General features: G+C 72.6%; 11 protein-coding genes. 3 read left to right on the top strand and 8 right to left on the bottom strand.

What is annotated here, in order from left to right:
- Positions 1-948, top strand: coding sequence for an ABC transporter substrate-binding protein (locus tag OHN19_RS16285; protein ID WP_330264893.1), 948 nt, complete (start codon positions 1-3; stop codon positions 946-948).
- Positions 949-954: 6 nt separating this feature from the next.
- Here the strand turns inward: OHN19_RS16285 and OHN19_RS16280 are convergent, their stop codons facing one another.
- The 3 genes from OHN19_RS16280 to OHN19_RS16270 are packed head-to-tail and all read right to left on the bottom strand — an operon-like array spanning position 955 to position 2,704.
- Positions 955-1,689, bottom strand: coding sequence for an isocitrate lyase/phosphoenolpyruvate mutase family protein (locus OHN19_RS16280; RefSeq protein WP_330264892.1), 735 nt, complete (start codon positions 1,687-1,689; stop codon positions 955-957).
- Positions 1,686-2,129 (bottom strand): carboxymuconolactone decarboxylase family protein, encoded by a 444-nt coding sequence (locus tag OHN19_RS16275; RefSeq protein WP_330264891.1) that lies wholly within the window; start codon positions 2,127-2,129, stop codon positions 1,686-1,688. Before OHN19_RS16275 ends, OHN19_RS16280 begins: the two co-directional genes overlap by 4 nt.
- The gene (locus tag OHN19_RS16270; RefSeq protein ID WP_330264890.1) at positions 2,126-2,704 is read right to left on the bottom strand and encodes a carboxymuconolactone decarboxylase family protein; all 579 of its coding nucleotides are present in this window, start codon (positions 2,702-2,704) and stop codon (positions 2,126-2,128) included. The genes OHN19_RS16275 and OHN19_RS16270 overlap by 4 nt, the downstream gene beginning before the upstream one ends.
- 46 nt (positions 2,705-2,750) lie before the next feature.
- Here OHN19_RS16270 and OHN19_RS16265 point away from each other — a divergent pair, with 46 nt between their 5' ends.
- Together OHN19_RS16265 and OHN19_RS16260 are read left to right on the top strand one after the other, a co-directional pair.
- Entirely contained in the window at positions 2,751-4,340 is a 1,590-nt protein-coding gene (locus OHN19_RS16265; RefSeq protein ID WP_330264889.1) for a PLP-dependent aminotransferase family protein, read from the top strand.
- Between the two features lie 59 nt (positions 4,341-4,399).
- Positions 4,400-4,885 carry a carboxymuconolactone decarboxylase family protein gene (locus tag OHN19_RS16260; RefSeq protein ID WP_330264888.1) on the top strand — a complete coding sequence of 162 codons (486 nt, stop codon included), beginning with the start codon at positions 4,400-4,402 and terminating at the stop codon, positions 4,883-4,885.
- Between the two features lie 64 nt (positions 4,886-4,949).
- Here OHN19_RS16260 and OHN19_RS16255 read toward each other — a convergent pair whose 3' ends face one another.
- From OHN19_RS16255 to pabB, 5 genes are all read right to left on the bottom strand, one after another.
- Positions 4,950-5,744: an aminotransferase class IV gene (locus OHN19_RS16255; RefSeq protein ID WP_330264887.1), complete on the bottom strand. Its 795-nt coding sequence runs from the start codon at positions 5,742-5,744 to the stop codon at positions 4,950-4,952.
- 53 nt (positions 5,745-5,797) lie between these two features.
- Positions 5,798-6,967, bottom strand: coding sequence for an FAD-dependent oxidoreductase (locus OHN19_RS16250; protein WP_330264886.1), 1,170 nt, complete (start codon positions 6,965-6,967; stop codon positions 5,798-5,800).
- The gene (locus OHN19_RS16245; RefSeq protein WP_330264885.1) at positions 6,964-8,526 is read right to left on the bottom strand and encodes a class I adenylate-forming enzyme family protein; all 1,563 of its coding nucleotides are present in this window, start codon (positions 8,524-8,526) and stop codon (positions 6,964-6,966) included. Before OHN19_RS16245 ends, OHN19_RS16250 begins: the two co-directional genes overlap by 4 nt.
- 111 nt (positions 8,527-8,637) lie before the next feature.
- Complete coding sequence (locus tag OHN19_RS16240) at positions 8,638-10,233, bottom strand: AMP-binding protein (RefSeq protein ID WP_330264884.1); 1,596 nt, start codon at positions 10,231-10,233, stop codon at positions 8,638-8,640.
- On the bottom strand, positions 10,230-12,464 hold the full coding sequence (gene pabB, locus OHN19_RS16235) for an aminodeoxychorismate synthase component I (protein ID WP_330264883.1): 2,235 nt from the start codon (positions 12,462-12,464) through the stop codon (positions 10,230-10,232). The genes OHN19_RS16240 and pabB overlap by 4 nt, the downstream gene beginning before the upstream one ends.
- Between the last annotated feature and the right edge of the window lie 27 nt (positions 12,465-12,491).

Genomic DNA, 12,491 nt, shown 5'->3' with positions numbered 1-12,491 from the left:
ATGCGCGTACGGACGCTCGCCGTCGCCGGATCCCTGCTGCTGCTCACCGGCTGCGGCGCCGCCGACATGACCAAGCAGGCCTCGCCCTTCGCCAACGCCCAGGGCGCCAAGAGCGTGACCCTGTCCGTGCAGTCCTGGGTCGGCGCACAGGCCAACGTGGCCGTCGCGCAGTACCTGTTGGAGCACGAGCTCGGCTACCGCGTCGACACCGTCCAGGTCGACGAGGTCCCCGCGTGGGACGCGCTCAGCCAGGGCCGGGTCGACGCCATCCTGGAGGACTGGGGCCACCCGGAGCAGGAACAGCGGTACGTCAAGGACAAGAAGACCATTTCGCCGGGCGGCGGACTCGGGGTGACCGGGCACATCGGCTGGTTCGTGCCGACGTACTTCGCCAAGCAGCACCCGGACGTCACCAACTGGAAGAACCTCAACAAGTACGCCTCCCAGCTGCGCACCGCGGAGAGCGGCGGCAAGGGCCAGCTCATGGACGGCTCGCCGTCCTACGTCACCAACGACAAGGCGCTGGTGAAGAACCTGGGCCTGGACTACCAGGTGGTGTTCGCCGGTTCGGAGGCCGCGCAGATCACCCAGATCCGGCAGTTCGCCAAGGAGAAGAAGCCCTTCCTGACCTACTGGTACGCCCCCCAGTGGCTGTTCAAGAAGGTCCCCATGACCGAGGTGAAGCTGCCCGCCTACAAGGAGGGCTGCGACGCGGACCCGGCGAAGGTCGCCTGCGCCTACCCGCACACCCCGCTCCAGAAGTACCTCAACACGGACTTCGCCAAGTCCGGCGGCAAGGCGGCGGCCTTCCTGAAGAAGTTCAAGTGGACGACCGAGGACCAGAACGAGGTCTCCCTGATGATCGCCGACCAGAAGATGACACCGGAGGACGCGGCGAAGAAGTGGGTGGACAGCCACGAGTCCACGTGGAAGGCGTGGCTGTCCTGATCCCTGTCAGCGCTTGAGCTCGCTGGCCATGCCCTGCAGGGCCAGCGCCGCCCAGCGCTGGAGCCCCGGCCCGAACGTGACGCGAGTGGCCCCGAGTTCACCGAGTTCGGTGGGCGAGGGGCCCTCGCCGTCCAGTCGGCCGAACACGTTGAGCGGCCCCTGGATCCCGGACCGCAGCAGGGGCAGTACGTCCGCCGGGGCGCCGATCGGGTACACGCAGTCGGCACCCGCGGCGACGTACGACGCGGCCCGCTCGATGGCCCGTTCGGCGGCCTGATGGGGGTCGCCGTCACCGCGGGCGAAGGTGTCCACGCGGGCGTTGACGAACAGCCGGTCCCCGGCCGCGTACCGCACCTCGGCGAGCCAGTCGGCGTGCCTGCGGGGGTCCTTGAGGGTGCCGTTCTCGGAGTCCTCCAGATTGCAGCCGACGGCCCCCGCCTCCAGCAGCCGCTCCACCAGCTCCTTCGGCGCCAGCCCGTACCCGCCCTCCACGTCCGCCGACACGGGGATGTCCACGGCGCCGCAGATGCGCGCCACCGCGGCGAACATCTCCTCGGCCGGCACGGAACCGTCCCGGTGGCCCAGCGCGGCGGCGATCCCCGCGCTGGGCGTGGCGAGCGCCGGGAACCCGGCCTCCGCCAGCACCCGCGCGCTGATCGCGTCCCAGGGGCCGGGCAGCACGAGGGGGTCGCCGGGGAGCCGGTTCCGGTGCAGGGCGCGGAAGGTGTCGACCTTCCTCATGGTGCGTACCCCCCTGGCGCGACACGACGGCTGACCATCACCCGGTTCCAGTTGTTGATGGCGACGACCAGGCCGATGAGGTGGGCGAGTTGCCGGTCGTCGAAGTGCTTCGCGGCTTTCCGGTACACCTCGTCCGGCACGAAGCCGTCCGTCAGCACGGTCACCGCCTCCGTCAGCGCGAGCGCGGCCCGCTCCCGCTCGTCGAAGACGCCCTCCGCCTCCTCCCATGCGGCGAGCAGCTCCAACTGCCGTTCCGGCACCCCGTGTTCACGGGCGATCGCGAGATGCATGTCCAGGCAGAACGCGCAGTGGTTGAGCTGCGAGGCCCGGATGACGACGAGCTCGGCGAGGGCGGGATCGCCGAGTCCCTTCTTCGCGGCCGCGCTCAGTGCGGACAGCGCGCGGGCAACCTCGGGGTCCAGGACGTCCGTACGACTCACCGGTGCTTGCCCGCCTCGTAGTGGCCCGGGACCATCCGGCAGGTCACGCCGAACCGGTTCCACGCGTTGATCACCGTGATCGCGGCGATCAGCTGGGCCAGCTCGGCCTCCTCGAAGTGCTTGGCCGCGTGCTCGTACACCTCGTCCGGCACGAAGCCGTCGGTGAGGACGGTGACCGCGTCGGTCAGGGCGAGGGCCGCGACCTCCTGCTCCGTGTAGAAGTGCTTCGACTCCTCCCACGCGCCGAGCTGGATGATCCGCTCGACGCTCTCACCGGCCGCGAGGGCGTCCTTGGAGTGCATGTCGAGGCAGAACGCGCAGTGGTTGAGCTGCGAGGCCCGGATCTTCACCAGCTCCAGGAGCCGGGGGTCCAGGCCCTTCCGGGCGGCCGTGTCGAGGCGGAGCATCGCCTTGTAGACCTCGGGGGCGTGCTGGGCCCAGGCGAGGCGGGGGGTGTGTTCGGGGGCGGTGGTCGGGCTGACGGTGGTGGGGCGGGCGGTGGTGGAGACGGCGGTGGTGGAGACGGCGGTGGTGGAGACGGCGGTGGTGGGGCGGGCGGTTTCCTCTGTGGTCATGCCTCGACCCTAGGAGCCAGGCAGCCCAAGGGTATGGTCCACTTCCATGGCGAAACCCTGGGCCACTTTCGGCGTCGACCTCCACCTGGAGCCCACCGGTGGCGGCATCCGGCGCGGCCTCACCGACGCCCTGCGCGAGGCCGTCCGCACCGGCCGCCTCGCCCCCGGCACCCGGCTGCCCTCCTCCCGCTCGCTCGCCGCCGACCTCGGCATCGCCCGCAACACGGTCGCCGACGCCTACGCCGACCTGGTCGCCGAGGGCTGGCTGACCGCCCGCCAGGGGTCGGGTACGAGGGTGGCAGAGCGGGTGGTGGGGCCTGCGGCGGGTGGCGGTGGGGTCGGTGCGGGTGCGGGTGCGGGTGCGGGTGCGGGTGCGCGTGCGCGTGCCGGTGGGGTTGCGGGTGCGCGTGCCGGTGTCGGTGCGGGTGCATCGGGTCCCCGCGGTGCCGTCGATTCGTCGCCCGGGGCTGTCTCCCGGCCCGGTGTCTCCGGGAGGCCCCCGGCTCCCGACCCCGCCCGTCCCCGCACCCCCGGGCTCCCGCCCCCACACGCACCCCGGCCCGCCTACAACCTGATCCCCGGCACCCCCGACCTCGCCTCCTTCCCGCGCACCGCCTGGCTCAAGGCCGCCCGGCGCGCCCTCGCCGACGCCCCCTACCAGGCCTTCGACTACGGCGACCCGCGCGGCCGCATCGAACTGCGCACCGCCCTCGCCGGCTACCTCGCCCGCGCCCGCGGTGTACGCGCCGACCCCGACCGCATCCTGGTCTGCGCGGGGTTCTCACATGGCCTGCGCCTTTTGGGCGCGCTGCTGCGGGCCCGCGGAGCGGACACAGTCGCCGTGGAGTCGTACGGCCTCGACGTGCACTGGAACCTGCTCGCGGCCGCCGGTCTGCGCACCACCCCGCTGCCGTTCGACGAACGCGGCACCGACCCGGGGCGGTTGACCGGCCAGGGCGCGGTGCTGCTCACCCCCGCCCACCAGTTCCCGATGGGCGGCACCCTGCACCGCGACCGGCGGGCGGCCGTCGTCGACTGGGCCCGCCGCACCGGGGGGCTGGTCGTCGAGGACGACTACGACGGCGAGTTCCGCTACGACCGCCAGCCCGTGGGCGCCCTCCAGGGACTCGATCCGGACCACGTCGTCTACGCGGGAACCGCCAGCAAGGCCCTCGCCCCCGGCCTCCGGCTGGGCTGGCTGGTGCTGCCGCCCGACCTCATGGCCCAGGTGCTGAAGGCCAAGGGCGGCATCGACGCGTGCGGCTCCCTCGACCAGCTGACCCTCGCCGAGTTCCTGAACTCCGGCGCCTACGACCGTCATGTGCGCGCCGCCCGGCTGCGGTACCGGCGCCGCCGTGACGCCCTGGTCGCCGAGCTCGCCCGCCGGGCCCCGAAGGTCCACGCCACCGGGATCGCGGCCGGTCTGCACGTCGTGCTGCGGCTGCCCCCGGGCACCGAGCAGCAGGCGCTGCGGGCAGCCGCCTGGCACGGCCTCGCCGTCCACGGGCTGCACCGCTACCGGCACCCCGAGGCCGCCGTCGAGCGCAGCGACGCACTCGTCGTGGGCTACGGGACCCCGCCGGACCACGCATGGTCGGGAGCGCTGGAGGCACTGTGCGCGGTCTTGCCCGAATAACACGGACCGATTAATGGATTCCCCATTCCTGAATGCGGTCGCGCGGATAGGGTCGCCGTATGAGCGAGAATGTTTCCCCGTCCCGTGCTGCCCTGAAGAAAATCACCCCCGACGTCTCCTCGGCGATGGGATCCCTGCACGCCGCCGCCGTTTCCGCGGCCCATGACGCCAAGGTGGAACCGGAACTCCTGGAACTGATCCGGATCCGGGCCTCACAGATCAACGGCTGCGCCTTCTGCATCGACATGCACACCAAGGACGCCCGCGCGGCCGGGGAGACCGAGCAGCGCGTCTACGCCCTGAACGCCTGGCGGGAGACCCCCTTCTTCACCGAACGCGAGCGCGCCGCCCTGGCGTTGACCGAGGCGGTGACCCTGGTCCACGACGGCCGGGTACCGGACGCGGTGTACGCCGAGGCGGCGGAGGTCTTCGACGAGACGCAGATCGCGGCGCTGATCTGGGCGGCGACCGTCATCAACGCGTACAACCGGATCGCCATCGCGACGCGAATGGTTCCCGGGAATTACCAGCCGACCAAGAAATGACGTCGAATTAACGTCGAATACGGGCATCGGCGTGAATTGCCGGTGCCCTTCCTTTTCCTGGTACCTATTTCGCCGGCAGCGGCTCCCTGAGGTCGTCCAGCCAGGCCCGCCATTCCGGGGCGCGGCGGGCCGGTGCGGCTTCGAGCGGCCCGCCGATCCAGTTCACCACCGGCCGGATCCCGTGCAGGGCGTTCACCAGCCACACCTCACGGCCGCTCAGCTCGGGGAGGGTGCGTGCGCGGTGGGCGACCCGCACGCCCTCGCGCCGGGCGCGTTCCTGGACGAGGGCGACGGTCACTCCGGGCAGGACCGGCAGCCGGGGCGGGGGCAGGCACAGGGTGTCGTCCTCCCACCAGAGCACGCTGGCGGTGGCCGCCTCCAGGACGACTCCCGTCGGCCCGACGAGCACCGCCTCGTCCGCGCCCGCGCCGGTCGCCCGGCTTCGGACGGCGGCCAGGGCGTCGAGGTCCGGCCCCTTGCGGCGGGGCACGGTCCGCGGATCGGACTGGCCCGCGGCCCAGACCCGGATCTCGGTCCCGAGCGGGGGTGCGGGCCGCAGCCGCAGCCGCACCTGGCGGGGCGTGAGCTCGACCCGCGGGAACCACGCACCCGAGCGCGGCAGCGCGTCCGTCATGGCCGCCCAGAACTCCAGCAGCCGGTACGACGGCGGCCCCGCGCTCTGGCCGCAGGACCGCACGAAGCGCTCCCGGTGCCGGTCCAGACCCCGCACCCGGCCCTCGCGCACCAGCCAGGAGTCCGCGACGAGCAACGGTTCCTCGGCCTCCGTCTCCTCCACGGGCCGCAGTCCGGCGGCCGGTGACAACGCCCACAGCCCCTCCGCCACCACCGGTCGCGTCATGGCCGTACCTCTCCCGCCGCCAGGCTCCGTCACGGCCGCTCCGTCCCTCGTGCTCAGTACTTCCGGCCCGCCACCGCCGGTGCCCCGCCCCGGGGCCCGTACGGCGCGTGCTCCAGCCACGATCCACAGGACGGCACGACCGGTGCAAGCGCCGCCGCCACCCGCTGCCGCAGCCGTACCGTGCGGCGCCGCGGCCGCAGCTGGTCCAGGGCGGCACCGGCGGCGGCACTGTTGAACAGCGCCGCGGACCGCCGTACATCGGCGAAGGCCTCGACCGTCCCGTGGGTGATCGCCTCCGCCGCGGCCGCCGCGTCCGCGATGCCGCTGTTCATGCCCCGCGCCCCGAACGGCGGGAAGAGATGCGCCGCCTCCCCGACGAGCAGCACCCGCCCGTGCGGATCGGTGAACGAGGCGGCCACCTTGCGCAGGAAGCGGTACGTCGACACCCACAGCACCCGCTCCCCGTACCCCTCGCCCACGACGGCCGGCAACCATCGCCGTACGGCTTCCTCGGTCCCGAACTCCTCCTCCACGTCGTCGTCCCGGCACTGGAGATCGACCTGGAAGCCCCCGGTGAAGGGCACCCGCATCACACTGCGCCCGCCGACGCCCGGATGCTCGTAGTGGAAGACCCGCTCGAGCGGCGGCTCGGCGCCCGGCCCGTGGGCCACGTCGACGACCACGTGGAAGCCCTCGCCCCGCTCACCCTCCATGGCGATGCCCAGCGCGTCCCGCACGGCGGACCGGGCCCCGTCGGCGGCGATCGCGTACGCGCACTCCCACTCCCGCCCGTCCGCGCAGCTCAGCCGGACCCCGCTCGCCGTCGTCCGGACGTCCAGCACGCGCGCGTCCCACACGAACCCGACGCCCGCCCGCTCACACGCGGCCCGCAGAAAGCGTTCGGTGTCGACCTGGCGCAGGCTGGTGAAGGGAGGCGGGCCCGGTCTCGGCGGATAGGTACGGGAGTACACCTCGCGGCCCCGGTACAGGGTCCGGCGGGTCCGCCAGGTCTGCCCGTACCCGGTGATCTCGTCGGCCAGCCCCGGCAGCATCCCGTCGAGCAGCGCGAGGGTCTCGCGGTGCACGAACAGGGCGCGGCTGCCCGGCCGTTCACGGTCCTCCGGGTCCGCCTCGAGGAGCACCACCCCCTGTCCGCGAGCCCGCAGCGCGAGCGCCGCGGACAGACCCACCGGGCCGGCGCCGACCACCACGACCGGTGTCACGCGCGCGCACCCTCCGCCAGCATCCGGGTGATCTCGACCCGCTTCACCTTCCAGGTCGCGGTCATCGGCAGCTCCTCGAACCGCCACTGCCGCGGCTCGGCCATCGCCGGCAGATCGACCGTCGCCTCCCGCCAGCGCTCCGGGTCCAGGGGCTGCTCCCCGCGCACGCACACCACCGGCACCGGCTCCCGGTCCGCACCCGGCACGATGACGACCTCACGCAGCTCCTCCAGACGCTCCATCAGGGCGTCCTCGATCTCCAGATTGCTGTGCACGGAGTCGATCCGGTCGATCTCCCGGTCGATCAGATGCAGTCCGCCGAGCCGGCCCCGGTAGCCCATGTCACCCATCTCCCACCAGCCGTCGTTGAGCTGACGGTCATAGCGGTCCTGCATGCCGAGGTAGGTGAGGATGCGGCCCCGGGTACGCGCCTCGATCCGCCCGGTGTGCCCCGGCGCGACCGGCCGGCCGTCGGGGCCGGTGACCCGCACGCGCGTGAAGCCCGGTATCCCGAACCCGACCCGCCGCCCGTCCGCCCGCGCGGCGCTGCGCCGGGTGAACCACTGGAAGGCCACCGGCCCGGTCTCGCTCTGCCCGTACAGCTGGATCAGCCAAGGTGTACGGCGCTTCGAGGCCTCCAGCAGCCGCCGTACCGTGCGCGGATGGATCGCGTCGAACGTCGACCCGTACGACCGCACCCGCGACAGCGGGGCACCGGGCGCGTCGGCCAACTCCTCCCACAGCACGAAGGTGTTGGGATGCGTCTCCACGATCCCGGGCCGGTGCCTGGTGAGCAGTGGTCCCACGGCGGCCGGTTCCGGGTCGGTGATCAGCACCAGCGGGCTGCCGAAGTGCAGCAGGACGCCGAGCAGATGGTAGAAGCGCGAGTGCACGAACGACATGTGCAGCGCCGCGGTCTCCCCGCGGGTGGGCCAGCCCATCGCCTTCTGCGGAACGAGCCGGTTCCACATGGTGTTCGCGCAGTGCACGGCGAGCTTGGGAAGGCCGGTGGTGCCCGAACTGTGGGTGATCAGCGCCGGTTCGCTGGGGTGGAGCCGGACAGCAGGCGGAGGCTCGGAACCGGCGTACCGCTCCAGGGGCTCGGCGCCCGGCGCCCGGTCCACGGACAGCACCTGCCGCACCCGGAGACCGACTCCCTTGAGCGGCCCCTCCAGCTTGGCCCGGTCGGTCACCAGCCACGGCTGCCTGAGCCGCTCGATCAACTCCCCGACCACTTCACCCGCCAGACCGGGGGAGAGCAGCACGGGCACCGCGCCGATCCGGGAGACCGCGCAGGTCAGCAGCACGAAGTCGACGTTGTCCGTCTTGTGCACGACCACCTGCTCCGACGGCCGCACCCCCGCCTCCCACAACCGCCCGGACAACTCCTCGACGACGTCTGCCAGGACCTCGTAGGTCAGGTCGACACCGAGGGCGGGGTGGGTGTCCAGCGGCCGGTCCAGGGTGACGGAGACGGCGCCGTGCCGGTCGGCCGCCCGGCGGAACACCGGGCCCAGGTAGAACCCCCGGTCGGCGAAGGGGGGTTGCTGCTCTCGCATGGGGCCGGTCCTTTCTGCGGTGCGGTGCGGTGTGCGGTGCTGCTCTGAGGCTGTGGTGCGTTGGTGCGTTGGTGCGTTCGTGCGTGCGGGGGCGACGGGGTGGCTGACGGGTCACCAGGCGCCCTGGCGGACCAGGTGGCGGCGGAGCTTGCCCGTGGGGGTGCGGGGGAGCGACGGGACGAGGCTCACGCTTCTGGGCACCTTGAAGGCGGCCAGGCGCTCGCGGGCGAGCCGCAGGAGGTCCTCCTGGAGGTTCTGGAGATCCGTCCGGCCTCGGAGATCGCCGCGGCCGGGGTCGTTGGGGTCGTTGGGGTGGTCGGGGGTGACGGCGGTGACGGGGGTGACAGGTACGACGAACGCCCGCAGCCGGCTCACCCCCGTTCCGTCGGTGACGGACACCACCGCGACCTCCTTCACCGCCGGGTGGACCCGCAGGACGGCCTCCACCTCCAGCGGGGAGACGGTGATACCGCCGACCATCTCCAGGTCGTCGGCCCGGCCCAGGTGCCGGTAGGTGCCGTCGGGTTCGCGTACGGCCCGGTCGTGGGTGGCCAGCCAGCCGCGGACCAGAGTGCGCTCGGTCTCCTCGGGCCGGTTCAGATAGCCGGGGGTCACCGTCGGACCACGCACCCACAGTTCGCCTGCCGTGCCGTCGGGGACGGGGGCGCCCGCGCGGTCGCGCAGCTCCACCTCGAAGCCGGGCACGGGCCGGCCCACGGTGCCCGGGTGGTTGTGGCCGAAGCCGTTGGCGCAGAAGGCGTGACCCGCCTCGGTGGAACCGATCTGCTCCAGCACCGGCGCGCCGAGCAACTCCGTGACCCGTCGCCCCAGCTCCTCGGGCATCCCCTCACCGGCCGACACCGCGGCCCGGACCGAGGCGAAGCAGGTCTCGTGCCCACTGCCCCGGTCGGCCACCAGTGCGGCGTACGCCGACGGCACCGAGTACAGCAGGGTCACCCGGTGCCGGACCACCAGCTCGTCCACGGCCGCCGGCGTCGGGCGCCGGTCCACCAGAACGGCGGAGGAACCGGAGAACAGCGGGAAGACGAACGCGTTCCCGAAGCCGTAGGCGAAGTACAGCTTCGACACCGACAGGGTGACGTCGTCCCCGGTCACCCGCAGCAGCCGCCGCCCGATCAGATCGTGGTACGCCTTCGGATCGCCGTGCGTGTGCACGACCCCCTTGGGACGGCCCGTCGTGCCGGACGTGTACTGCACATAGAGCGGGCTGTGCGCGTCCACCGGATGCGCGGGGGCCGGTGCGGCGGACGCGGTGAGCGCGAGCAGCTGGTCGGCACCGAACCGAGCCCGGTCGGTGAACCGGTCCTCCAGCCCCGGCCCGGTCACACACAGCACGGCCGAGGTGTCCGTGGCCATGAACGCGTGGTCCTCCGCCGGGAGTTCGGGGTTGACCAGCACCGCGATCGCACCGAGCCGCGCGACGGCGAGGAAGGCCGTCACCCACGCGATCCCGTCCGGCAGCGCCAGCACCACCCGGTCACCCGCCCGCACCCCGTGCCCGGCGAGCACCGTGGCCGCGCGGGCCGCCAGCGCGTGCACCTCACCGTGGGTCCAGGCCCGGTGACCCTGGTGAAAGGCGGGCCGCTCGCTCCAGCCACGCCGCTCGGCGAGATCGGCCAACTGGGCGGCGAGGTTGCCGGGGGCGTCGGGGGCCGCCGGGGTCATCACGGTCTGCGGGGTCGTCATCGCACCGGCTCCTCGCTGGCGGTACGTCCGCCACGGACCGCCGCCTGCTCCCGCTGCTCCGCCGTCCGCTCCGAGGTGTGCAGGTGCAGGGCCCGCATCTGGGCCGCCGTCTTCAGCAGCATCTCGTCGTACTCGGCGACCGGGTCGGAGTCGAGGACGATCGCGCCACCGGCGCCCAGGTGCATCAGCCCGTCCGCGAACACCGCCGTCCGGATCACGATGTTGAGATCGGCGCCGCCGCCGCACCCCAGGTAGCCGAGAGCACCGGAGTACACCCCGCGGGCCTCGGTCTCCAGGGAGTCGATGATCTCCATCGTGCGCAGCTTCGGCGCCCCGGTCATCGAACCGCCGGGGAAGCAGGCCTGTACGCAGTCCACCGCGTCGACACCGTCCCGCAGCCGCCCCTCCACGGTGGAGACGAGCTGGTGCACGGTCGCGTAGGTCTCCGTGGCCATCAGCCGGGTCACCCGCACCGATCCGGTCCGGCTCACCCGCCCCAGGTCGTTGCGGAGCAGGTCCACGATCATCAGGTTCTCGGCGCGCGTCTTGGCGTCCGCCGCGAGCGCGTCCCGCAGCCGGGTGTCCTCCGCGGGGTCGGCCCCGCGCGGTGCGGTGCCCTTGATGGGCCGGGCCTCGGCGACCCCGTCCCGGCTGATCCGCAGGAACCGCTCGGGCGAGGACCCCGCCACGTCCACGTCCCCGAACCTCAGGAACGCCGCGTAGGGCGCCGGATTGACCCGGCGCAGCACTCGGTAGAACGCGTACGGGTCCGGCGGGGCGGGTAACCGCGCCGCGTTCGTCAGACAGATCTCGTAGCTGGTGCCCGAGCGCAGTTCCTGCTGACACACCTCGATGTCGGCGAGATAGGCCGCCCGGTCCCGCACCAGCCAGGGCTCGGCGGCGGCGAGGTCGGGGGAGGGGACGGAGGCGGGGGCGAGGGCGCGATCCGTGGGCGCCGTGGGCTCCGTCGCCTCCCCGGGTTCCGTCGGCTCCGTGGCGATGAACGTCAGCTGGGCCAGCGCGCTCTCCAGCCAGTCCTCGGCTTCCCGTGCGGCCTGCGGGGTGTCCTCGGCGAGGCAGACCGCGTAGGTGAACCTCCTCAGATGGTCCACGGCGATCAGCCGGTCCGCGAACAGCCAGCAGGCGTCCGGGACTTCGGAGGAGTGCCGGTTCGGCGAACCGCAGTCGCCCTTCATCTCGTAGCCGAAGTAGCCGACATAACCGCCGGTGAAGTCGAAGGGCAGCCCGGACCCGTCCACCCGGCGGCTCGTCAACTGCCGCCCCAGATAGTCGAAGACACTCGCCGCGACCTTCCGCGTCGGCCGCCCGGCCCGCTCGATCTCGCACCGCCCGCTGTCGACGTCGTACCGGACGAACTCCGCGAGCGGCCCACTGTCGTCACCGAAGAACGAGAACCGCGCCCGTCCCTCCTCGACCAGCGCGCTGTCCAGCCAGAACGCCCGCGGCGAGCCCGCGTACATCCGGGTGAAGGCGGCCTCGGTGTCGACCGCGCCGGCGATGCGCCGACTGTGCAGCCGGTAGGCGGGAGCGGTCCGCCGAGGCCGTGGGATGATCGAAGCGGACCGGGGGAGCACCGCGTCCGGCGCGGGCACGGCGGTGTTCTTCGCGCGCGGCTTGCGGGCCCGTTCCGCCGTGAGATTGCGGAAGTTGACGAGCATGCGGTGGCCGTAGTCGGTGAGCACGGACTCCGGGTGGAACTGCACACCCCACAGCGGTCGGCTGCGGTGTCTGAGCCCCATCAGCACCCCGTCCTCGGACCAGGCGGTCGCCTCCAGCGTCTCGGGGAGCGGTTCGGAGACGGCCAGCGAGTGGTAGCGGACCGCGGTGAAGCCCTGGGGCAGACCCCGGAACAGGTCCCGTCCGTCGTGCCGGACCGCGGACAGATGTCCGTGCCGCGGCTCCGGAGCGGGCCCCACCAGGCCACTCTCCCCGAGCGCGATGCCCTGATGCCCCAGACAGACGCCCAGTACGGGGATCGGCGACTCGGCGATCACGGCGGTGCTCAGGCCGAAGTCACGCGGCTCGGCCGGGTGGCCCGGGCCGGGTGACACGACGACGTTGTCGAACTCCGCCAGGTATTCCCCGAGGTGGGGAATCGCGTCGACCGCGTCATTGAGGACCACGACCGGTTCCTCGCCGTTGACCTCGGCGATCAGCTGGGACAGGTTGTACGTGTACGAGTCGTAATTGTCGATGAGCAGGGTCTTCACCCGCCCACCTCCCTCGGTTCGTTCCGG

Source organism: Streptomyces griseorubiginosus, assembly GCF_036345115.1.
Classification (GTDB): domain Bacteria; phylum Actinomycetota; class Actinomycetes; order Streptomycetales; family Streptomycetaceae; genus Streptomyces; species Streptomyces griseorubiginosus_C.
Note: the sequence above shows the minus strand (reverse complement) of the source record. Positions and strands in the feature narration are given on the sequence as shown.

Bases quoted from the DNA above. Each gene is read 5' to 3' on its own strand.
- OHN19_RS16240 (WP_330264884.1), bottom strand. From the start codon at position 10,233: ATGACGACCCCGCAGACCGTGATGACCCCGGCGGCCCCCGACGCCCCC.
- OHN19_RS16280 (WP_330264892.1), bottom strand. From the start codon at position 1,689: ATGAGGAAGGTCGACACCTTCCGCGCCCTGCACCGGAACCGGCTCCCC.
- OHN19_RS16265 (WP_330264889.1), top strand. From the start codon at position 2,751: ATGGCGAAACCCTGGGCCACTTTCGGCGTCGACCTCCACCTGGAGCCC.
- OHN19_RS16260 (WP_330264888.1), top strand. From the start codon at position 4,400: ATGAGCGAGAATGTTTCCCCGTCCCGTGCTGCCCTGAAGAAAATCACC.
- OHN19_RS16285 (WP_330264893.1), top strand. From the start codon at position 1: ATGCGCGTACGGACGCTCGCCGTCGCCGGATCCCTGCTGCTGCTCACC.
- OHN19_RS16245 (WP_330264885.1), bottom strand. From the start codon at position 8,526: ATGCGAGAGCAGCAACCCCCCTTCGCCGACCGGGGGTTCTACCTGGGC.
- OHN19_RS16255 (WP_330264887.1), bottom strand. From the start codon at position 5,744: ATGACGCGACCGGTGGTGGCGGAGGGGCTGTGGGCGTTGTCACCGGCC.
- OHN19_RS16270 (WP_330264890.1), bottom strand. From the start codon at position 2,704: ATGACCACAGAGGAAACCGCCCGCCCCACCACCGCCGTCTCCACCACC.